Source organism: Streptomyces sp. NPDC052020 (assembly GCF_040680575.1).
Taxonomy (GTDB): domain Bacteria; phylum Actinomycetota; class Actinomycetes; order Streptomycetales; family Streptomycetaceae; genus Streptomyces.
Map to the genome: position 1 here is coordinate 28,599 of NZ_JBFAWY010000019.1, position 20,497 is coordinate 49,095.

Annotated in this window: 17 protein-coding genes and 1 riboswitch; of the genes, 9 read left to right on the forward strand and 8 right to left on the reverse strand. The window is 73.2% G+C overall.

The window, feature by feature from the left end; genetic code table 11:
• Positions 1-432: 432 nt before the first annotated feature.
• The 3 genes from AB0L74_RS20560 to AB0L74_RS20570 all read left to right on the forward strand — a co-directional run bounded on the left by AB0L74_RS20560 (position 433) and on the right by AB0L74_RS20570 (position 4,631).
• Positions 433-1,092 (forward strand): response regulator transcription factor, encoded by a 660-nt coding sequence (locus AB0L74_RS20560; protein WP_365654002.1) that lies wholly within the window; start codon positions 433-435, stop codon positions 1,090-1,092.
• A 538-nt stretch (positions 1,093-1,630) separates the two neighbouring features.
• A complete protein-coding gene (locus tag AB0L74_RS20565; protein WP_365654005.1) occupies positions 1,631-3,559 on the forward strand; it encodes a 2-oxoacid:acceptor oxidoreductase subunit alpha in 1,929 nt (642 codons plus the stop codon).
• Positions 3,552-4,631, forward strand: a complete 1,080-nt coding sequence (locus AB0L74_RS20570) for a 2-oxoacid:ferredoxin oxidoreductase subunit beta (RefSeq protein WP_365654008.1) — start codon at positions 3,552-3,554, stop codon at positions 4,629-4,631. Before AB0L74_RS20565 ends, AB0L74_RS20570 begins: the two co-directional genes overlap by 8 nt.
• Positions 4,632-4,644: 13 nt before the next feature.
• Here the strand turns inward: AB0L74_RS20570 and AB0L74_RS20575 are convergent, their stop codons facing one another.
• Complete coding sequence (locus AB0L74_RS20575) at positions 4,645-5,118, reverse strand: helix-turn-helix domain-containing protein (RefSeq protein ID WP_365654011.1); 474 nt, start codon at positions 5,116-5,118, stop codon at positions 4,645-4,647.
• Positions 5,119-5,218: 100 nt separating this feature from the next.
• On the opposite strand from AB0L74_RS20575, the gene AB0L74_RS20580 reads away from it, so the two are divergent.
• Positions 5,219-6,073, forward strand: a complete 855-nt coding sequence (locus AB0L74_RS20580; RefSeq protein WP_365654014.1) for an SDR family oxidoreductase — start codon at positions 5,219-5,221, stop codon at positions 6,071-6,073.
• Between the two features lie 172 nt (positions 6,074-6,245).
• Positions 6,246-7,268: an EamA family transporter RarD gene (gene rarD / locus AB0L74_RS20585; RefSeq protein WP_365654018.1), complete on the forward strand. Its 1,023-nt coding sequence runs from the start codon at positions 6,246-6,248 to the stop codon at positions 7,266-7,268.
• Between the two features lie 71 nt (positions 7,269-7,339).
• On the opposite strand, the gene AB0L74_RS20590 is transcribed toward rarD, so the two are convergent.
• Together AB0L74_RS20590 and AB0L74_RS20595 are read right to left on the reverse strand one after the other, a co-directional pair.
• Complete coding sequence (locus tag AB0L74_RS20590; RefSeq protein WP_365654021.1) at positions 7,340-8,650, reverse strand: tetratricopeptide repeat protein; 1,311 nt, start codon at positions 8,648-8,650, stop codon at positions 7,340-7,342.
• Between the two features lie 249 nt (positions 8,651-8,899).
• The gene (locus AB0L74_RS20595; protein ID WP_365654024.1) at positions 8,900-9,619 is read right to left on the reverse strand and encodes a flavin reductase family protein; all 720 of its coding nucleotides are present in this window, start codon (positions 9,617-9,619) and stop codon (positions 8,900-8,902) included.
• A 189-nt stretch (positions 9,620-9,808) separates the two neighbouring features.
• Between AB0L74_RS20595 and AB0L74_RS20600 the strand changes: the two genes are divergently transcribed.
• Positions 9,809-10,393, forward strand: a complete 585-nt coding sequence (locus tag AB0L74_RS20600) for an NAD(P)H-dependent oxidoreductase (protein WP_365654027.1) — start codon at positions 9,809-9,811, stop codon at positions 10,391-10,393.
• A gap of 50 nt (positions 10,394-10,443) precedes the next feature.
• Here AB0L74_RS20600 and AB0L74_RS20605 read toward each other — a convergent pair whose 3' ends face one another.
• From AB0L74_RS20605 to AB0L74_RS20620, 4 genes are all read right to left on the reverse strand, one after another.
• Positions 10,444-11,391, reverse strand: coding sequence for an ABC transporter permease (locus tag AB0L74_RS20605; protein WP_365654030.1), 948 nt, complete (start codon positions 11,389-11,391; stop codon positions 10,444-10,446).
• Positions 11,378-12,520, reverse strand: a complete 1,143-nt coding sequence (locus AB0L74_RS20610) for an ABC transporter ATP-binding protein (protein WP_365654034.1) — start codon at positions 12,518-12,520, stop codon at positions 11,378-11,380. The genes AB0L74_RS20605 and AB0L74_RS20610 overlap by 14 nt, the downstream gene beginning before the upstream one ends.
• Before the next feature lie 63 nt (positions 12,521-12,583).
• Positions 12,584-13,831: a DUF2092 domain-containing protein gene (locus AB0L74_RS20615; RefSeq protein WP_365654037.1), complete on the reverse strand. Its 1,248-nt coding sequence runs from the start codon at positions 13,829-13,831 to the stop codon at positions 12,584-12,586.
• A gap of 311 nt (positions 13,832-14,142) precedes the next feature.
• Complete coding sequence (locus tag AB0L74_RS20620) at positions 14,143-15,153, reverse strand: polyprenyl synthetase family protein (protein ID WP_365654040.1); 1,011 nt, start codon at positions 15,151-15,153, stop codon at positions 14,143-14,145.
• A 731-nt stretch (positions 15,154-15,884) separates the two neighbouring features.
• Positions 15,885-16,053: riboswitch (cyclic di-AMP (ydaO/yuaA leader) on the forward strand.
• A 4-nt stretch (positions 16,054-16,057) separates the two neighbouring features.
• Here AB0L74_RS20620 and AB0L74_RS20625 point away from each other — a divergent pair.
• The gene (locus tag AB0L74_RS20625) at positions 16,058-16,549 is read left to right on the forward strand and encodes a transglycosylase SLT domain-containing protein (protein WP_365654043.1); all 492 of its coding nucleotides are present in this window, start codon (positions 16,058-16,060) and stop codon (positions 16,547-16,549) included.
• A gap of 108 nt (positions 16,550-16,657) precedes the next feature.
• Here AB0L74_RS20625 and AB0L74_RS20630 read toward each other — a convergent pair whose 3' ends face one another.
• On the reverse strand, positions 16,658-17,476 hold the full coding sequence (locus AB0L74_RS20630; RefSeq protein WP_365654046.1) for an HAD family hydrolase: 819 nt from the start codon (positions 17,474-17,476) through the stop codon (positions 16,658-16,660).
• Positions 17,477-17,812: 336 nt separating this feature from the next.
• On the opposite strand from AB0L74_RS20630, the gene AB0L74_RS20635 reads away from it, so the two are divergent.
• A complete protein-coding gene (locus tag AB0L74_RS20635; protein WP_365654049.1) occupies positions 17,813-18,877 on the forward strand; it encodes a GNAT family N-acetyltransferase in 1,065 nt (354 codons plus the stop codon).
• Between the two features lie 239 nt (positions 18,878-19,116).
• Positions 19,117-20,496, forward strand: coding sequence for a glycosyltransferase (locus AB0L74_RS20640; protein ID WP_365654052.1), 1,380 nt, complete (start codon positions 19,117-19,119; stop codon positions 20,494-20,496).
• Position 20,497: the final 1 nt, after the last annotated feature.

Genomic DNA, 20,497 nt, shown 5'->3' on the forward strand with positions numbered 1-20,497 from the left:
CGGTCGGCCCTCCTCCCCCGCCGAAGACGCCCGCCCGTTGTGGACCCGCCGCGTCTGCTTCACAACCGGCTCCGCCTGTTTCCGACCGGCGGCCCCAGGTTCGGAACCAGCCAACCCGCTCCGGAAATCAGCCATTCTCGATCGACGCCCCGCCACCGTGGCCCACGGTCCCGGCTCCCGGCTCCCGGCTCCCGGCTCCCGGCTCCCGGCTCCCGGCTCCCGGCTCCCGGCTCCCGGCTCCCGGCTCCCGACTCCCGACAGGAAACACCCCAGGAGATTCCCCAGGAGACACGCCCCGGTCCGGCCCGGCACGTTGCCCGGGCGCACGGAGCCCCCGAAGCTGGAATGCTGGACGCGATCGCCGGGGCGGGCAGAGAGCCGGCACGGGAACCGGCGCGGGCTGTGGGGGGCGGAAGAAACGTGGAGGACAGGGTGCGAGTGGTCATCGCCGAGGATTCAGTGCTGCTCAGGGAGGGCCTGACCCGGCTGCTGACCGACCGCGGGCACGAGGTCGTCGCCGGTGTCGGGGACGGCGAGGCGCTGATCAAGACCATCACGGATCTCGACGCGCAGGGCGAGCTGCCGGACGTCGTCGTCGCCGACGTACGGATGCCGCCGACCCACACCGACGAAGGCGTACGGGCGGCGGTGCAGCTCCGCAAGGCCCACCCGGACCTGGGCGTGCTGGTGCTGTCGCAGTACGTGGAGGAGCGGTACGCCACCGAGCTCCTGGCCGGTTCCAGCCAGGGCGTCGGCTACCTGCTCAAGGACCGGGTGGCCGAAGTGCGTGAGTTCGTGGACGCGGTGGTGCGGGTGGCCCGGGGCGGTACGGCGCTCGACCCGGAGGTGGTCGCGCAGCTGCTGGGCCGCAGCCGCAAGCAGGACGTGCTGACCGGGCTCACCCCGCGCGAGCGCGAGGTGCTGGGCCTCATGGCCGAGGGGCGGACGAACTCGGCGATCGCCAAGCAGCTCGTCGTGAGCGACGGAGCCGTCGAGAAGCACGTCAGCAACATCTTCATGAAGCTGGGACTGTCCCCGAGCGAGGGCGACCACCGGCGCGTCCTGGCCGTGCTGACCTACCTGAACTCGTAGAGCGCTCCCGCCCGAACGCCGCGCACCCCTGCGCGCCGCCGGACCGCGCCCCACCCCTGATCGCCAGCGGATCCCTGATCGCCACCGGATCCGTGAACGGCGCCGGATGCCTGATCGGGTCCGGACCGACCACTGACCACCGCCGAACCGACCCCTGATCACCACCGGACCGCTCCCTGACCACCACCAGCCCGGCCCTGACCACCATCGGACCAATCTCTGATCGCCACCGGACCAATCTCTGATCACCGCCAGAGCGATCTCTGATCACCGCCAGAGCGCCCCCTGATCACCACCGGAGCGATCTCTGATCACCGCCGGGCCCCTGGTCACCGCGGGTCCGGCGGGCGCCGGGGCGCTCGTGGCGTGACCGGGCCGGGGCGCGGGCGCCGTCCCGGTGCCGCTCCGGCTCCCTGTCCGGCGTTGTGTCCATCATGCGATTCTCCACAAGAAGGCGAGCCTTACCGACGTAGGGTTGATCCTGGGAGGGTCGCGAGAGGCCACTCCCCGGCAGCCGCCTCGAGGGAGGTCCAGTTCAGTGACCAGCCAGGTCAGTAGCCCAACGGAACAGGCCGACGGAACCGTCGTGGGAGAGCAGCGCAAACCGGCGGGGGCCAAGGACGTCCGCCGGCTGGACCGGGTGATCATCAGGTTCGCGGGGGACTCGGGTGACGGCATGCAGCTCACCGGTGACCGCTTCACCTCCGAGACCGCGTCCTTCGGCAACGATCTGTCGACACTGCCGAACTTCCCGGCCGAGATCAGGGCCCCCGCAGGCACGCTGCCGGGTGTGTCGTCGTTCCAGCTGCACTTCGCCGACCACGACATCCTCACCCCCGGCGACGCGCCCAACGTGCTGGTGGCGATGAACCCGGCCGCGCTGAAGGCGAACATCGGCGATCTGCCGCGCGGCGCGGAGATCATCGTCAACACGGACGAGTTCACCAAGCGGGCCATGCAGAAGGTCGGTTACGAGTCCTCGCCGCTGGAGGACGGCTCCCTCGACGGCTACGGCCTGCACCCTGTGCCGCTGACGACGCTGACGGTAGAGGCGCTGAAGGACTTCGGCCTCACCCGCAAGGAGGCCGAGCGCAGCAAGAACATGTTCGCGCTGGGCCTGCTGAGCTGGATGTACCACCGGCCCACGGAGGGCACGGAGAAGTTCCTGCGGAAGAAGTTCGCGAAGAAGCCCGACATCGCGGAGGCGAACATCGCCGCGTTCCGGGCGGGCTGGAACTTCGGCGAGACCACCGAGGACTTCGCGGTCTCCTACGAGGTGGCGCCCGCGGCGACGGCGTTCCCGCCGGGCCTGTACCGCAACATCTCCGGGAACCTGGCCCTGGCCTACGGCCTGATCGCCGCCTCCCGGCAGGCCGATCTGCCGCTGTACCTGGGCTCGTACCCGATCACCCCGGCCTCCGACATCCTGCACGAGCTGAGCCGGCACAAGAACTTCGGCGTGCGCACGTTCCAGGCGGAGGACGAGATCGCCGGCATCGGTGCCGCCCTCGGCGCGGCCTTCGGCGGATCGCTGGCGGTGACCACGACCTCCGGTCCCGGTGTGGCGCTGAAGTCGGAGACCATCGGCCTGGCGGTCTCGCTGGAGCTGCCGCTGCTGATCGTGGACATCCAGCGCGGCGGCCCGTCGACCGGCCTGCCCACCAAGACCGAGCAGGCGGACCTGCTCCAGGCGATGTACGGCCGCAACGGCGAGGCGCCCGTGCCCGTGGTCGCGCCGCGGACGCCCGCGGACTGCTTCGACGCCGCGCTGGAGGCCGCCCGTATCGCGCTGGCCTACCGCACCCCGGTCTTCCTGCTGTCCGACGGCTATCTGGCCAACGGTTCGGAGCCCTGGCGCGTCCCGGAGCCGGACGAGCTGCCGGATCTGCGCGTCCAGTTCGCGCAGGGTCCCAACCACACGCTGGACGACGGCACCGAGGTCTTCTGGCCCTACAAGCGCGACCCGCAGACGCTCGCCCGCCCGTGGGCGATCCCGGGCACGCCGGGCCTGGAGCACCGCATCGGCGGCATCGAGAAGGAAGACGGCACGGGCAACATCTCCTACGCCCCCGCCAACCACGACCTGATGGTCCGCACCCGCCAGGCCAAGGTCGACGGCATCGCCGTCCCCGACCTGGAGGTCGACGACCCGGACCGGGCGCGCACGCTGGTCCTGGGCTGGGGATCGACATACGGGCCGATCACGGCCGCGGTGCGGCGGCTGCGCGCGGCCGGGGAGTCGATCGCGCAGGCGCACCTGCGGCACCTCAACCCCTTCCCGGGGAACCTGGGGACCGTCCTCAAGCAGTACGACAGGGTGGTGATCCCCGAGATGAACCTCGGTCAGCTCGCCACCCTCATCCGGGCGAAGTACCTGGTCGACGCCCACTCGTACAACCAGGTCAACGGCATGCCGTTCAAGGCGGAGCAGCTCGCCACGGCGCTGAAGGAGGCCATCGATGGCTGAGACGACCACACCAGGCACGAGCACCCTCGAGGCGCTCTCCCTCGTCCCCAAGGCCGAGGGCCGGCAGTCGATGAAGGACTTCAAGTCCGATCAGGAAGTGCGCTGGTGCCCGGGATGCGGCGACTACGCCATCCTCGCCGCCGTGCAGGGCTTCATGCCCGAGCTGGGCCTGGCGAAGGAGAACATCGTCTTCGTCTCCGGCATCGGCTGCTCCTCCCGCTTCCCGTACTACATGAACACCTACGGGATGCACTCCATCCACGGCCGTGCCCCCGCGATCGCCACCGGCCTGGCGACCTCCCGCCGCGACCTGTCCGTGTGGGTGGTCACCGGCGACGGCGACGCGCTGTCCATCGGCGGCAACCACCTCATCCACGCCCTGCGCCGCAATGTGAACCTGAAGATCCTGCTGTTCAACAACCGGATCTACGGGCTGACCAAGGGCCAGTACTCCCCCACCTCCGAGGTCGGCAAGATCACCAAGTCGACGCCGATGGGGTCGCTGGACGCGCCGTTCAACCCGGTGTCCCTGGCGCTCGGCGCCGAGGCGTCCTTCGTCGCCCGGACCATCGACTCCGACCGCAAGCACCTCACCGAGGTGCTGCGGCAGGCCGCGGCCCACCCGGGCACGGCACTGATCGAGATCTACCAGAACTGCAACATCTTCAACGACGGCGCCTTCGACGCCCTCAAGGACAAGCAGCGGGCCGAGGACGCGGTGATCCGGCTGGAGCACGGCCGGCCGATCCGCTTCGGCGCCGACGGCTCCCAGGGCGTCGTACGGGACCGGCGGACGGGCGATCTGGAGGTGGTCACCGTCACGCCGGAGAACGAGGCGGACGTCCTGGTCCACGACGCCCACGCCGCGTCCCCGACCACCGCCTTCGCCCTCTCGCGCCTCGCCGACCCGGACACCCTGTACCGCACCCCGATCGGTGTCTTCCGCTCCGTGGAGCGGCCGGTGTACGACACGCTGATGGCGGAGCAGCTCGACACCGCCGTCGAGCAGACGGGCAAGGGCGACCTGGCCGCGCTGCTGGCCGGCGGGGACACCTGGACCGTCGTCGGCTGAGACCGGCGAAGACTCACGAGGCCCGGGACGCCAGCGCCCGGGCCTCGTCGTATGCCTGGCGGGCCCGTTCCACGTCCGTCATGCGCCGCTCAGTCCACCGGGCCAGCGCCCGCACCTGTTCGGCGGCCTCCCGGCCGAGACCGGTCAGGGAGTAGTCGACACGGGGCGGGATGACCGGCTTGGCGTCCCGGTGGACCAGGCCGTCGCGCTGAAGGGTCTGGAGGGTCTGGGCCAGCATCTTCTCGCTGACCTCCCGGCCGCGCCGGCCGACCTCACGGCGCAGTTCGCTGAAGCGGTACGGGCGGTCGAGCAGGGCGATGAGGACCAGGACGCCCCAGCGGCTGGTGACGTGCTCCAGGACGAGCCGGTACGGGCACAGGGACTCGTCGCCGGCAGAGCCGGCGACGACGGCGTGAGCGGCGCCGGGAGCGTGAGAGGCGTCAGGGGCGCCGGAACGGCCGTCCCGCCCCCGCTTGCTTACGGGCATGCCGGTACCTTACTTCAAAGTGGGTACTTTCCTCCAGTTAGCGCTCTCCCTAAGGTGGGTGCCACGCCTGTCAGAGCCAGCCCACCAAGGAGTCACCACCATGAGCATCGTCGTCACCGGAGCCACCGGACACCTCGGCCGTCACGTCGTCGGCCAGGTGCTGGAGAAGGTTCCGGCCGATCAGGTCACGGCCGTCGTCCGCTCGCCCGGCAAGGCCGCGGACCTCGCCGCCCGCGGGGTGCGGATCGCGGTCGCCGACTACAACGCCCCCGAGACCTTCGACGGCCTGTTCTCGGCCGGGGACAAGGTGCTGCTGATCTCCGGCAACGAGTTCGACAAGGGACGGCCCGGACAGCACAAGGCCGTCATCGACGCGGCGAAGGACGCCGGCGTCGCCCTGCTCGCCTACACCAGCGCTCCCGGCAGCCTGACGGCCGCGCTCGCCGACGACCACCGCGCCACCGAGGAGATCCTGCTGGGCTCCGGCGTGCCGTACACGGTGCTGCGCAACGGCTGGTACCACGAGAACTACACCGAGAACCTCGGCCCGGTCCTGGAGCACGGTGCCGTCGTGCAGGCCGCCGGCGAGGGCCGCGTCTCCTCGGCCTCGCGCGCCGACTACGCCGCCGCCGCGGTCGCCGTCCTCACCGGCGAGGGCCACGAGTACGCGACGTACGAGCTGGGCGGCGACGAAGCGTGGAGCTTCGCGGAGTACGCCGCCGAGCTGAGCCGGCGGACCGGCCGGGAGATCACCTACCGGGCCGTCTCCGTCGAGGCGTACACCGGCATCCTCACCGGTGCCGGGCTGCCCGAACCGCTCGCCCGGATCCTGGCCGGTGTGGACGCCTCCATCGAGAAGGGGGAACTGGTCGTCCCCACCGGCGACCTGTCCCGCCTGATCGGCCGCCCCACCACCCCGCTCGCCGAGGCCGTCGCCGCCGCGCTCGGGAACTGATCCGCACGGCCCGGCCCTCCCCCGCCCCGCCGCCCCGGACGGGGCGGGTCCGTCCCGGCAGCCCCTCCTCGCCCGTCTGTCATGACCGTATAGCGGTACGGACATGACAGACGGGGCGCTCCGGCGCTACCTTCGTGCGGGCGAGCACGACACCGTCGCAAAGGAGGGACCCGTGGCCGGGACGTCCAGGGGTGAGCAGCGCATAGGTCTGCTGAACGGCTTCGCGGCGTATGGCATGTGGGGGCTCGTCCCGCTGTTCTGGCCGCTGCTCAAACCGGCCGGGGCGGTGGAGATCCTCGCCCACCGGATGGTGTGGTCCCTCGCCCTCGTCGCCGTCGCGCTGCTGTTCGTACGGCGCTGGGCGTGGGCCGGCGAGCTGCTGCGGCAGCCGCGCAAGCTGGCGCTCATCACGGTGGCCGCCGCCGTCATCACGGTCAACTGGGGCGTTTACATCTGGGCCGTGAACAGCGGCCACGTCGTCGAGGCGTCGCTCGGTTACTTCATCAACCCCCTGGTCACCATCGCCATGGGCGTGCTGCTGCTGAAGGAGCGGCTGCGTCCCGCGCAGTGGGTCGCGGTCGGTGTCGGCTTCGCCGCCGTGGTGGTCCTGACCGTCGGCTACGGCCGCCCGCCGTGGATCTCGCTCGTCCTCGCCCTCTCCTTCGCCACGTACGGCCTGGTGAAGAAGAAGGTCAACCTCGGCGGCGTCGAGTCGCTGGCCGCCGAGACCGCGGTCCAGTTCCTGCCCGCCCTCGGCTACCTGCTGTGGCTCTCCGCGCGGGGAGACTCGACCTTCACCTCCGAGGGCGCCGGCCACGCGGCGCTGCTCGCCGCGACCGGCCTGGTGACCGCGGTCCCCCTCGTCTGCTTCGGCGCGGCGGCGATCCGCGTGCCGCTGTCGACGCTGGGCCTGCTCCAGTACCTGGCCCCGGTCTTCCAGTTCCTGCTCGGCATCCTCTACTTCCACGAGGCCATGCCGCCCGAGCGCTGGGCCGGGTTCGCGCTGGTGTGGCTGGCGCTCGCGCTGCTCACCTGGGACGCCCTGCGCACCGCCCGCCGGTCCGCGCGAGCGCTCAGGGCCGAGGCGACCAGGACCGGCGCCACCCTGCCGAAGGGCGGCGGCGCGCGGACCGTGCCTCCGGGCGCCTCGGGACCCGCCGAACCGGAGCCGGAGCCGCTGGACGCCAGGCCGTAGCCGGCCCCGGCCGGGACCGGCAAGAACGGACTCCCCGGGAGACCGGGGAACCGGATCACCTGATCACCTGATCACCTGGCCAACGGGGCGGCGGTCTCCGCGGGCGGGCGAGCGGGGTCCTGCTCCGGTCGGCGGGCGCGGGCGCGCTCGGTCAGGCGGCCCATGCGGGCGCGGGCCGACTCCAGGCGCTCGGCCTCCTCGGCCGCCGGGCCCCCATCGGCGACCAGCCCGGCCCACAGGCCGATCAGGTCGTGCCCCAGTTCCATCCCCCGCTGCGGGTCGCGTACCGCGCGCCAGGCGGTGACCGCGCCGTGGAGACTGCCGTACGCGGCCTCCGCGTCGCCCGCGCGGCGGTGGATCCGGGCCAGGTCGAGGGAGACGCGCAGGGCGCGGACCGGGTCGTCGGACAGGTAGGCGATGTACGCGGTGAGCTCGCGCAGCCTGAGCACCTCGGGGTGCTCGGATCCCAGCGTCCGCGACGCCCGCGCCACCGTCTGCTCCGCGAGAAGCGCCGCGGCGTCCGTCCGTCCCGTCCTGACGGCCTCGTTGATGCGGGCCGTGGGCTCGGCGAGGAGGTCGGGGGCGCTGCCGTCGCCGGGGGTGGTGTGCGGATCCTCCCCGAGGACGGCCTCGGCCACGGCGTCGAACCCCCGGACCGGCGCGGGCTTGGGGTCCCTGGCGCCTTCCGGCCTCTCGGGAACGAACGGCGCCACCGGTGCGGTGGCGGCTCCCGCGACGCCGGGAAGGGCGTCCCTCCGCGGCGGCGGTCCGAACTCTCCTGTCGGCGGTCCGAACTCACCCGCCGCCGGTCCGAACACCCCCGCCGGGGGCGGGAACGCGGGCGGGGAGGCCGGGGCCTGCCCGTCGGATGTGGACGCCTCCGGCCCGGGGGGCGGCCCGGACTCCGCGGGGCGCGGCGTGGGCGCGGCGCCGCCCCGCGGGGGAGGCGGAGGCCCCGCCGGACCCGAGGGCCCGGTCGAGGGATCCGGGGAGGGCGCTGCCGCCTCCCGTGGCGGAGCCGTCCGTACCGGTTCCGCGGTGAAGTGGCTGGAGCCGTCCGGGTCGACGCGGAGCGGGACGATGTAGCCGATGCGGTCGTCGTGGACCGTGGCGAGGACCGGACGGCCGGTGGAGAGGGCGACGCGGTGGAGATGGGCCAGCACGGCGTGCTGGGCCTCCTGGCCGGGCGCCGCGGCGATCGGCACCCCGTCGACGGAGGCGACGGAGGTGACGGAGGCGTCGGCCGCCGCGCCGGGCCGGGCCCCCGGGGCGGTGTCGCTCACCGCGCCGGGCACCCGGACGTCCACCGGGGCCGTGGGCGGGCCGGCCGCCGGGCCGGTGTCCGGGCGGTTCCGCTTGCTGTCGCGGCTGAGTCGAGCCATCGTCCCCTCACTCGGGCGTCGGCGGTTGAGCGCCGGGTGCGTTCGGCTGCGCACCGTAAAGATCCGTGGAGAGTTGTCGTATCCCCACTGTCGAGTCTCTCCGCTCGCGCGCCCTTCTCACGTCACCACGCCGTCACAGGCTCGTCCCAGAGACCTCGCCCCGCATGGTGCCACGTCCACCGGCCCGTTCCTCCCGTCCCTCGCCGGACAGCGTGCGTATGCCCCGTGAGACCCGGTGCAGACGTGGCGTCAGGCCCGGCGTGGGACCTGCCGGGCCCGGTCGGTGTCCGGGCCGCGGTACAGCCGCTCCGGGATGGACGCGAGGGTGGAGGGGTGGACGCGGGGGCCCAGGCCGTAGAAGTGCTGGAAGCTCATGATGAGCGGCCGCCACCGGTCCGGGTCGATCCGGTCCGCCGCGCCCTCGGCACGGATGGCCTCGTGCACATGGACCCGCTGCACCCGCACCTCGAAGGTGAGGATCTTGCCGCGCAGCGCCTCGTCGTCCTCGCCGATCGGGTGGACCGCCTCCACCACGGCCTCCAGCGCGACCGGGCACTCCCCCGCGCGGGGCGGCTCGACCGTCTCGGACGGCACCGGGGTCAGCCCCGCCCGCTCGAACTTGTCCGCCACGTGCCGGTACCCGCGTGCGTGCTTGCGCGGCGGCACCGGATCGGAGCCGGTGGTCAGCGCCAGCCGGTCGACGGCGGGAGCGAGCGAGTCGGAGGGCAGGTTGAGGACGCACTCACGGGTGCGCAGCAGGTTCCGGGCGGTCTGGGAAGCGGCTCCGAGTCCCAGAACGCCCCGCCACCCCAGCCAGAACGCGGACGACATGGGGGCGAGGTTGGGCGTGCCGTCCTCATTGGCCGTGGCGAGCAGGACGACCGGAGTCCCGAAGTAGAGGATGCCCGGCTCGATGGCGGCGGACGGCGGCAGGTGTGCCGGGACGGGGCTGGTGTGTGCGGTGGTCATGCGCTTCACAGTGACCACCGGACCTCCCGAGGACCGGCGGAAAACGGACGTCGACGTCCCGGCCGGAGTCCCCGGGGCCCCCGTCGGCCCGGCGGAGAGACGAACCCCTTGGCGATATGCATGCACATGCATATGATGCAGGGGAATTGAAATCTCGTGCCGGTCGTACGACCTGCTGGGGGGATCACCATGAGCCGTCGCTTCCTCTTCCTGCTCGGCAGCAGCCGCGCGGACGGCAACACCGAACTGCTGGCCCGCCGCGCCGCGGAACAGTTGCCCGAGGGCACCGAGCAGCAGTGGATCAGCCTCTCCGAGCACCCGCTGCCCGACTTCGAGGATCTGCGTCACGACAGCGACCACGTCCGCCCCCGGGAGGGCGCCGCCGCTCTGCTGCTCGACGCCACGCTCGCCGCCACGGACGTCGTGATCGCCTCACCGCTGTACTGGTACTCGGTGTCCGCCCACACCAAGCGCTACCTCGACTACTGGTCGGGCTGGCTGCGCACCCCCGGCCTGGACTTCAAGGCGACGATGGCCGGGCGCACCCTCTGGGGCGTCACCGCGCTCGCGCACGAGGAGCAGGTGGTCGCCGACCCGCTGGTCGGCACCCTCCGCAACTCCGCGGCGTACATGGGAATGCGTTTCGGCGGCGTCCTGCTCGGCAACGGCAGCAGGCCCGGTGACGTCCTGCGGGACACCGGGGCCCTGGCCCGCGCCAAGACCTTCTTCGCCCAGCGGGCGCCGCTCGCACGCTTCCCCTACGAGACGGACTGAGCCCCCCCCCACCCCCGGCCCTCCGGGTTCGCCGAGTCCGCCGGGGACCCCTACGCCATGATGTCCTTCGCCGTGAACCGCGCCCAGGCCGCCGATCCGAACACCGCCGCGTAGAGGACCTGGAGGCCGAGGTTCGCCACCAGGTCGTCCCAGTAGACGGGCTCGCGCATCAGATCGGCGAAGGACATCCAGTAGTGGGAGAAGAAGTACGTCCGTACCGCGTGCAGTTGGGGGATCTGGTCGAGGATCTGGACCGTGATCACCAGCCCGACGGTGGCCGCCATGGCCGCGATCCCGCTGCCCGTCAGCGTGGAGACGAACAGGCCGAGGGCCGCCACGCCGATCAGTGACGCGGCGACGGTCAGGGCGATCAGCAGGGCCCGCCCCATGCCCTCGGTCAAGCCGATCCGTGTCCCCGAGATGGTCGTCAGGTCGCCGAGCGGGAACAGCAGCGCCCCGACCGCGAGCGCCGAGACGGCGACCACCAGGGTGGCCGCCAGGCAGAAGGCCAGCACGGCGGCGTACTTGGTGAGCAGCAGGCGGGTGCGGCCGGCCGGGGCGACCAGCAGGTAGCGCAGGGTGCCGGCGTTCGCCTCGCCGGCGATCGCGTCGCCCGCGACGACCCCGACGGCCATCGGCAGGAAGAACGGGAGCGTGGCGGCCAGCGCGGTGAAGACCAGGAACAGGCCGTTGTTGGTGACCTGCGAGATGAACGCCGGTCCCTGCCCGCCCCCGCCGCCGGCCGGCGAGCCGTCGCTCGTCTCGATCCTGACGGCGATTCCGACCAGGATCGGTACGGCGGCCAGCACGCCCAGCAACGCGAGGGTGCGCCAGCGCCGGAAGGTGGTCCGCAGCTCGCTGCCCAGCAGTCCGAGCAGTCCGAGGGCCCACGGCGGACGCGGCCCGGGGCGGCCCCGGGCCGTTCCGGTGGCGTCCGCGGTCCCGGCGCCCCTCGCGGCCGCCGCCCCGGCTGCGCCGTCGGTCTCAGCCCGCGACATCGAACCCCTCCCCCGTCAGCGCCACGAACGCGTCCTCCAGGGAGGCCCGTTCCAGCCCGAAGCCGCGGACCCGGACGCCCGCCGCGACCAGCGCCGCGTTGACGTCCGCGAGGTCGCCGCCGGGCGGCTCGGCCGTGACCCGGTCCCCGGTGACGGCCACGTCCGCCGCCCCCCGCTCCTTCAGCACCCGGGCCGCCGCACCGGTGTCCGGCGTCGTCACCGCCAGCCGGCCGCGCAGTCCCGCCGCCAGGTCGGCGACCGCGCCCTGGACGATCAGGCGGCCCCGCGCCATCACCGCGGCGTGCGTGCACACCTGCTCGATCTCGTCCAGCAGGTGGGAGGAGAGGAAGACGGTCGTGCCGTCGCCGGCCAGCTCCCGTACGAGGGCGCGGATCTCCCGCATGCCCTGCGGGTCGAGCCCGTTGGTCGGCTCGTCCAGCACCAGCAGCCGGCGGGGCCGGAGCAGCGCCGCCGCCAGTCCGAGGCGCTGCTTCATGCCGAGGGAGTACGCCTTCGCCTTCTTGCCCGCCGCGGCCGTGAGGCCGACGCGGTCGAGCGCGGCGGCGACGCGGTGGCGCCGGGTGCGGGGATCGGCCGTCGGGTCGGCGGCGTCGTACCGCAGCAGGTTGTCGCGCCCGGACAGGAAGCCGTACAGGGCCGGGCCCTCGATGAGCGCCCCGACCTGCGGCAGTACGGCCCGGGCCGCCTGCGGCATGGGCCGGTCCAGCACCCGGGTGGTGCCCGAGGTCGGCTCGATCAGCCCCATCAGCATGCGGATGGTGGTGGTCTTGCCGGATCCGTTGGGGCCGAGGAAGCCGAAGACGCTGCCCGCCGGGACGGTCAGGTCCAGACCGTCCACGGCGAGCTGGCCGCCGCGGTAACGCTTGGTCAGCGCACGGGTGACGATGACCGCTCCGCCGGGATCGGTGCGATCCGGTGACGGGGCCGGTGTCCGGTCCGGCGTCCGACCCGGTGCCTGATCCGGCGTCCGCTCCCGGCCGGGGCCCGGCACCCGATCGCGAGCCCGGTCCCGTGCCTGATCCGGCGTCCGCTCCCGGCCCGGGTCCGGCACCCGATCGCGAGCCCGGTCCCGTGCCCGGTCCGGTTCGGTGGCGGGCGGTTCGGCCATCGGCTCCCTCGTTCTCTCCCGGTTGCGTCCGCCGGCGCTGCCGGATGTGGCCGCCGGCGCGGCTCACTTCCGCGCGTCGGCCGCCTTCACCAGTGCCTCCTTGGTGACGGTGCCGGCGTAGACCTTGCCGTCCTCGGTGACCAGGGCGTTGACGAGCCGGGTGCTGAACACCGTGCCGGAGCCGAAGCTCCCGGAGACCTCGTCGCCGAAGGAGCCGAGGAAGCCGCCGACGTCACCGAGGTCACCGAGGCCGCCGCCCCCCGTGGCGGCCGGCAGGCCCTGCCCGCCCGTGTCGAAGGCGGCGATCGTGTTCCAGCCCTCGCCGATGACCTCGATGCCGCCGCGCTCCCCGGCGCGGTCCCCCTCCGTCTTCCGTCCGGTCTCGGGCGCCCGGTCCGTGCCGCCGTCCTCGGTGATCTTCGCGCCCTCGGGCGGGGTGAAGTCGAAGGTCGAGGCGGGCGGCTTGGCGAAGCTGACCTGGGTGAAGCCCGCGTCCACGACGGCGGCACCGCCACCGGCCGGGGTGAGGGTGAACTTCAGCGGCAGCCCGGTCTTCGCGTCCACGGCGACACTGACCGCCCCGATCGTGGAGCCCTCCTGCCGGGGCTTGATCAGCAGCTTGTAGGCGTCCCGGCCGGCGACCTGCGCGGTGCCGTCGACCGTCACCGACGTGGTGTCGTCGACCGCCTTCAGCGCCTCCTCGGTGAGTTCCCGCGGGGTGGCCGGCATCTGCCGGCGCTCCTTCGTCCGCTCGCCGGCGGAGCCGGGGACGGTGGCGTGGTAGACCTCGTTCGACGCGCTGTCGTAGCCCCAGACGTCCTCGCCGTCGTGGATCAGGCTGTACTCGGCCGCGTTCTCCAGCAGCGACAGCTTCTGCCGGTCCGGGCCGTCGGCCGCGACCCGCAGGGTGTGCGTGCCGGACACCAGCTCCGTGAGCCTGGCCGACGGGTCCGCGGCGGAGCCGCCGTCGTCCTGCCCCGGGGAGCCGGAGGCCATGCCGCCCGCCAGCCCGCCCGCCATCCCGTCCACGAGGCCGCCCAGGTCCGGCAGGCCGAGGTCCGTACTGATCTTCACCGTGCCGGACAGCCGCTGCACGTCCGACGTCGCGATCTTCTCGATGAGCTGCTGCGCCGTGATGTCCGGGAGATCGGGATCGCCGGCGTCGGCGAGCGCCGGGACCAGCCCGATCGTCGCCGCCGCGACCCCTGTCACCGCGACGGGGACGACGTACCGCGCGGCCCTGCGCCGCCGGGTCCCCGGTTCCCGGCCCTCGGCCGCGGTCGTGCTGTCGTCGGATGCGTACGGTGCCATGTGTGCCCTACCTCCGTGGTCGGCGGCGGCTGGCCGGGTCGTGTCCTCAGCGTCGTGCGTCCTCGCACCGGTCTCACCGTGAGCCGCCATTCTCACCCGAATCGGTGAGGAGTGGTGATGTCCGCGATCCCCATCTGACCAAATCGGACAGGCGGATTCGTCAGACTGCGGACTCAACTCCGCCTACTGCTGCGGTATGACACGAGGGGACGACGACACCCCCGTCCAGTAGGGGACGCGCCGCCCGCGACCGGCCCCGGGGCGCGCGCCCCGGCTGTCCGGGCCCCAGGCCCCGACGGTCCGGGCCCCGGCTATCCGGCCCGGTGCACCACCGCGTCGCACAGCTCCACCAGGGCCGCCTTCGCCTCGCACTCCGGCAGCGGGGCCAGCGCGGAGCGCGCGTCCTCGGCGTAGCGCACGGTGTCCCGGCGGGCCTGCTCCAGCGCCGGGTGGGCGCGCAGCAGGCGCAGCGCCTCCGCGTGGCGCTCGTCGTCGGACAGGTCGGATTCGAGCAGCTCGCACAGGGCGCGGTCCTCGGCCAGCCCCAGCCGGGCCGCCCGCTCCCGCAGACGGAGTACGGGCAGGGTGGCGATGCCCTCGCGCAGGTCCGTCCCCGGCGTCTTGCCCGACTCGTGGGAGTCGGAGGCGATGTCCAGTACGTCGTCCGCGAGCTGGAAGGCGACGCCGAGCCGCTCCCCGTACTGGGTGAGCACGTCCACGTGCGTCTCGTCGGCCCCGGACATCATCGCGCCGAACCGGCACGAGACGGCCACCAGCGACCCCGTCTTGCCGCCGAGGACATCGAGGTAGTGGTCGACCGGGTCCCGCCCGTCCTGCGGTCCGGCCGTCTCCAGGATCTGCCCGGTGACCAGCCGCTCGAACGCCAGGGCCTGGACGCGGACCGCCTCCGGGCCGAGGTCGGCGAGGATCTGCGAGGCCCGCGCGAACAGGAAGTCGCCGGTGAGGACCGCCACCGAGTTGCCCCAGCGGGTGTTGGCGCTGGCGACCCCGCGCCGCACCGCGGCCTCGTCCATCACGTCGTCGTGGTACAGCGTCGCCAGGTGGGTCAGCTCGACGACGACGGCCGAGGGCACGATGCCCGGGGCGTACGGGTCGCCGAACCGGGCCGCGAGCATCACCAGCAGCGGACGGAAGCGCTTCCCGCCCGCCCGCACCAGGTGCTGGGCGGCCTCTGTGATGAACGGCACTTCGCTTTTGGTTGCCTCGAGCAACCCTTCCTCGACAGCCGCCAGTCCGGCCTGGACATCGGCTTCCAGTGCCTGGTCCCGCACGCTCAGCCCGAACGGCCCGACGACGGTCACGAGGGGTCTCCTGTCTGCTGGTGTCTACTGGCGCTTACACGGTTTGTCGATAGGTCGCTGCCATCACTCAAGTCAGCGTATCCGGTCACGTTTCGATCACCGCTAGCGCCCACCGTTACAGGATGGTCGGTATCGGATCATGACCGGCATGCTTTTGATCAGTCGATATGAGCAGACATGAACCGACACCCCTGAGCCGACACGGCGCGCCGGAGCCGGCCCGGAAGATCCCACCACCGCGACCAACGCCCGGCACCCCGGGAACGTCACCCATCCGGCACCCACCTCCCCTCCGCACCTCCCCATCTCCCTCCGTTCCCCGTCCGCCATCTCCCTCCGTCCCCCGCCCGCCCCGCCTTTCCACTCCGCCTCCCGGTGAGCCCCGGGACACTCGTCACCCGCCGAGCCCCGGCCGGCATCCGCCTCGCTCCCCAGGGTTGGGCATTTGAGGGCTAGTTGGCCCTATTGCCCGTTTTGGCACTCTTCCGGTCTCTCGTGAGTTGGCTCACGCGTCACTCCCGGCGCACGGCCGCCCCGGGCCCGCCGCCTCCCCTTTGCCCCGTAAGCCAGTTGGGTCTGCGCCCCCGCAAAGGATCAAGTACCGCAAACACCCCAGACCAAGGTCAACAGGATCGATAGGTGATTCCTGCACTTGTTTCGGACATGTTCCCTCGCATACCTTCCCGGCCTGTCGGGCGGACGCCGAATCCTGCCGCCGCCCGGACGCACTCACATCGACTCGACCAACTCACGCACGGCAGGAGCGGGGGACCCAGGTAAGTCGCCGCGCCGGTCACCACACCGGAGCGGCTTGGGGTGAAGCCGTGCCCGTCAGGGCCATGGCCGGGCACCTCCCGCCCGAACCCGACAGCTCACCTCGCAGGCGGCAGGAGAGGAATACGTCATGCGCGCAACCGGTCACCTCCGGCCCGCCACCACCGCCCGGCTCGCCCGCAAGCTGGCCCTCGCCGGCACGGGCGCCGCCATACTCGCCCTGCCGCTCGTCGGCGCCACCGGCGCCTCCGCGGCCACCCCGGCCGCCGCGCCGGCGGCCACCACCGCGGCTTCCGCCTACACCAACGACCTCGACGGCTGGATCCGGCAGTCGCTCGACATCATGGCGCAGCAGGGGATTCCGGGGACGTACGACGGCATCCACCGCAACGTCATCCGCGAGTCGTCCGGCAACCCGTACGCCATCAACAACTGGGACTCCAACGCCGCCGCGGGCACCCCGTCCAAGGGCCTGCTCCAGGTCATCGACCCGACGTTCCAGGCGTACCACGTGCCCGGCACCTCGTGGGACCCGTACGACCCGGTCGCGAACATCACCGCCGCCTGCAACTACGCGGCCCACCGGTACGGCTCGATCGACAACGTCTTCGGACCGTACTGATCCGCCGCGGGGCCCCGGCGCGGGACCGCGCTCCCGGTCCGCGCCGCCGGGCCGCCCCGCCGCACCGTGCCGCTGAACGGCGCCGGCGAAGGGCACCGCCGAACAGTGTCACCGAACGGGGCTGGCCGAAAACAGTCGTTCGAGGACGACGGCGATGCCGTCGTCCTCGTTCGACGCCGTGACCTCGTCGGCGACCGCCTTGAGGTCGGGGTGGGCGTTGGCCATCGCGACGCCGCGCGCCGCCCAGTCGAACATCGGGATGTCGTTGGGCATGTCCCCGAAGGCGATGGTCTGCCACGGGCTCAGGCCGAGACGCCCGGCGGCCAGCGCGAGCCCGGTCGCCTTGGTGATGCCGCACGGCTGGAGCTCGACGGTGCCCGGCCCCGACATGGTGACCGTCGCCAGCGAGCCGACCACCGCGCGCGCGGTCTCCGCCAGCTCGTCGTCGGACAGCTCGGCATGGCGCAGCAGCACCTTGCTGATGGGCGCGCACCACAGCTCGTCGCGCCGGTCGATCCGCACCGCGGGCAGGGTCGGGTGCGGCATCAGGTACCCGGGCTCGATGAGGGTGAGCCCGTCGACACCGTCCTGGTCGACGGCGGCGTAGACCTGCCCCACCTCCGCCTCGATCTTGCCGAGCGCGGTCTCGGCCAGCTCCCGGTCCAGCGTGACCGACCACAGCAGGCGGCCGGCGCCGGCGTCGTACAGCTGCGCCCCCTGTCCGCACACCGCCAGCCCGGTGCACCCCAGGTCCTCGAGCAGCGACCGCACCCTCGGCGCCGGGCGGCCCGTGACCACCAGATGCCGGGCGCCGGCCTCGGCCACCCGCGCGAGGGCCGCGCGCGACCGGTCGGAGACGGTGTCGTCGCCGCGCAACAGCGTTCCGTCCAGGTCAGTGGCGATGAGTGCATATGCAGAGCGGTCCATGATCAGAGAATACGGACAACCCGCCCCGTCGTTTCACCGTCGAACCGGCCGATCCGCGACGCGCCCCGACAGGCCCTCGGGCGGCGTGCGTTGGGTCGTCCGGCTGCCGGGCGGGCCGCACCCGCCGTACGGCGGAACGCGGCCCCGGACCCCCGGAGGGAGGGAACCGCGTGTCCGAAAGCTGACGCATCACCGGCTGCGCACCGTTGAGGGCCTCTGCACCGGTTGGCAACAACATCTTCCGCTACCTACCGTCCGGGCGGGCTCGACGGTACCGTCCCTTGTGTCCAGGGGGGACTTGATCGGGGGGTCAGGTTGAGCAGTGGACGCGTTCGTGTGCTGAGGCCACAGGAGCTGGGCGAGGGGGAACGGGAACACTGGCGGGAACTGCGCGCGAAGACCCCGGCACCGCGGAACCCGTTCATGGAGCCGGAGTTCACCGACGCCGTGGGACTCGTACGGCCCCGGGCACGGGTGGCGGTGGTCTACGAGGGCGGTGAGGCGGCCGGTTTCCTGCCGCACGAGCGGGGGCCGTTCGGCCAGGGCCGGGCGATCGGGCTCGGCGTGTCCGACTGCCAGGGCGCGGTGCTGCGCCAGGGCCTGCGGATGGACTCCCGCGAACTGCTGCGGGCCTGCTCGCTGTCCAGCTTCGTCTTCGACAACCTCCAGGCGGGGCAGGGCCTGTTCGCGCCGTACGCCGCCGAGGAGCACCCCGCCTACGTCATCGACGTGGACCAGGGGTACGAGACCTACGAGTCCGGTCTGCGCAGCCACGCGCCGAAGTTCCTCAAGAGCACGCTCGCCAAGGAGCGCCGGCTCGGCCGCCAGGTCGGGGACGTCCGGTTCGTCTTCGATGAGCGCGACCCGGCGGCGCTGCGCGCGCTCATGGCGTGGAAGTCGGCGCAGTACCGCCGTACGGGCCGCCGGGACCGGTTCGCCCGGGAATGGATCACCCGGCTCGTCGGGCGGCTCGCCGGGACACGGGCACCGCAGTGCAGCGGCGCGCTGTCCGTGCTCTACGCCGGCGGGCGGCCGGTCGCGGCCCACTTCGGGTTGTGCTCGGCGTCCGTGCTGGCCTGCTGGTTCCCGGCCTACGACCCGCGGTTCGCGAAGTACTCGCCGGGGCTGGTGCTGCATCTGCGGATGGCCGAGGCCGCCGCGGCGCGGGGCATCGGCCTGCTCGACCTGGGGCGGGGACGGGCCGAGTACAAGGAATCGCTGAAGACGGGCGAACTGCCCGTGTACGAAGGCGCGGTGACCCGCCCGGGCACGGGTGCCGCGCTGCACTGGCTGGGCCGCGAACCGGCCCGCCGGGCGCAGGGTTTCGTCCGGGGCAGGCCGCGGCTGGCCTCCCTGGCGGCACGCTCGCTGAAGGGCGCGGCACGGCTGCGCCGGTCGTGACACCGGGGAGGGGCGGCGCCGGACCGGCACGGGACCGGCCTCCGGGGTGCTCAGGGGTCGTTCAGGGGTGCCGGAGGCGTGACGACGGAGGGGTGACGGAGGGGGGACGCACGCATGGCCGGAACGGACGGTGCAGGGCCGAAAGGGCCCGAATCCAGGGCCGCAGGGGGCCCACGGCCGAAGGAGAGGCGCGTGAGCGGCGGCGGACGGCCCAGGGCCGCAAAGGAGGCGGCGGGCGCATGAGCGAGGGGGGAAGGCGCGTGTCCCGTGGCACGCGGGTGCGGCAGGAGATCGCGCTGGTGCAGGGGATCGAGCCCTTGCAGGTCGCCGAGCTGGACCTGGGACCGGACGGCGCGGAGGCCGTCCTCAGACCGGGGCCGGGCAGTCCGCCGGTGACCGCCGGTGAGGTGTTCGTCTTGGTCAGGAGGGGTGGGAGGCCCGTCGGTACGCTGCTCGGCCGGGTGCCGGAGGGCACCGATCCGCAGGAGGTGCTCGCCGGGCTCGCGCGGGCCGCGGAGCGCCGGGAGGGCGCCGCCGGGGCCGAGGAGACCGGCCGTACGGCGGGCGGGGCCGGGGCCGGGGGGATGGGCGGTACGGCGGGCGAGGCGGCGCCACCCGAGCCGCCCTCCGCCGCCGTCGTCGTCGCCACCCGCGAGCGTGCCGGACAGCTCGCCCGCGCCCTGGACTCGCTCCTGGCCCAGGACCATCCGCGCTTCGAGATCGTCGTCGTCGACAACGCGCCCGCGACCGAGGAGACCCGGGAGCTGGTCGAGCGGGAGTACGGCGAGCGCGTGCGGTACGTGCGTGAACCCGTCCCCGGCCTCGCGGCCGCGCACAACCGGGGACTCGCGGCCGTCCGGGGCGAGGTGGTCGCCTTCACGGACGACGACGTGGTCGCCGACCCGCGCTGGCTCACCGAGCTGACCACGCCCTTCGCCGCCGACCCCCGCCTGGGCTGCGCCACCGGGCTGATCCTGCCCGCGCGGCTGCGCACCCCGGCCCAGGTGCTGCTGGAGAGCCACGGCGGCTTCGCCAAGGGCTTCACCGCGCGCACGTACGATCCGGAGCGGCCGCCGACCGGTGACCCGCTGTTCCCGTTCACCGCGGGCCGGTTCGGCTCGGGCGCCAACATGGCCTTCCGTACGGAGGTGCTGCGCCGCGTCGGCGGCTTCGACCCGGCCACCGGGGCGGGCACCCGCGCCCGGGGCGGCGACGACCTGTACGGCTTCGTCCGCGCCCTCGCCGAGGGGCACCGGCTGCACTACACCCCGCGGGCGCTGGTGTGGCACCACCACCGGGAGACGTGGCGGGACCTGGAGACCCAGGCGTACGGCTACGGCGCCGGCCTCACCGCCTATCTCACGGCGCTGCTGGTCAACCGCCCCGCGCTGCTGCCGGCCTTCCTCGCCCGGCTGCCCCGCGGCCTGGCCCGCGCCCGTACGCTGAGCGCGGCCCGCCGGGCGGGCGGCACGGCCGGTGCGCCGGGCGGGCACGACGCGCGCGCCCACCCGTGGCCGCACCGCCTCTCCCGCCTCCAGCGCCGGGGGATGCTGTACGGCCCCGTCGGCTATCTGCGGGCGCGGCACGCCCTGCGCGCGCTCACCCGGGAGGCGAGATGAC

Bases quoted from the DNA above. Each gene is read 5' to 3' on its own strand.
- AB0L74_RS20570 (WP_365654008.1), top strand. From the start codon at position 3,552: ATGGCTGAGACGACCACACCAGGCACGAGCACCCTCGAGGCGCTCTCC.
- AB0L74_RS20575 (WP_365654011.1), bottom strand. From the start codon at position 5,118: ATGCCCGTAAGCAAGCGGGGGCGGGACGGCCGTTCCGGCGCCCCTGAC.
- AB0L74_RS20580 (WP_365654014.1), top strand. From the start codon at position 5,219: ATGAGCATCGTCGTCACCGGAGCCACCGGACACCTCGGCCGTCACGTC.
- AB0L74_RS20590 (WP_365654021.1), bottom strand. From the start codon at position 8,650: ATGGCTCGACTCAGCCGCGACAGCAAGCGGAACCGCCCGGACACCGGC.
- AB0L74_RS20595 (WP_365654024.1), bottom strand. From the start codon at position 9,619: ATGACCACCGCACACACCAGCCCCGTCCCGGCACACCTGCCGCCGTCC.
- AB0L74_RS20600 (WP_365654027.1), top strand. From the start codon at position 9,809: ATGAGCCGTCGCTTCCTCTTCCTGCTCGGCAGCAGCCGCGCGGACGGC.
- AB0L74_RS20605 (WP_365654030.1), bottom strand. From the start codon at position 11,391: ATGTCGCGGGCTGAGACCGACGGCGCAGCCGGGGCGGCGGCCGCGAGG.
- AB0L74_RS20610 (WP_365654034.1), bottom strand. From the start codon at position 12,520: ATGGCCGAACCGCCCGCCACCGAACCGGACCGGGCACGGGACCGGGCT.
- AB0L74_RS20615 (WP_365654037.1), bottom strand. From the start codon at position 13,831: ATGGCACCGTACGCATCCGACGACAGCACGACCGCGGCCGAGGGCCGG.
- AB0L74_RS20625 (WP_365654043.1), top strand. From the start codon at position 16,058: ATGCGCGCAACCGGTCACCTCCGGCCCGCCACCACCGCCCGGCTCGCC.
- AB0L74_RS20630 (WP_365654046.1), bottom strand. From the start codon at position 17,476: ATGGACCGCTCTGCATATGCACTCATCGCCACTGACCTGGACGGAACG.
- AB0L74_RS20640 (WP_365654052.1), top strand. From the start codon at position 19,117: ATGAGCGAGGGGGGAAGGCGCGTGTCCCGTGGCACGCGGGTGCGGCAG.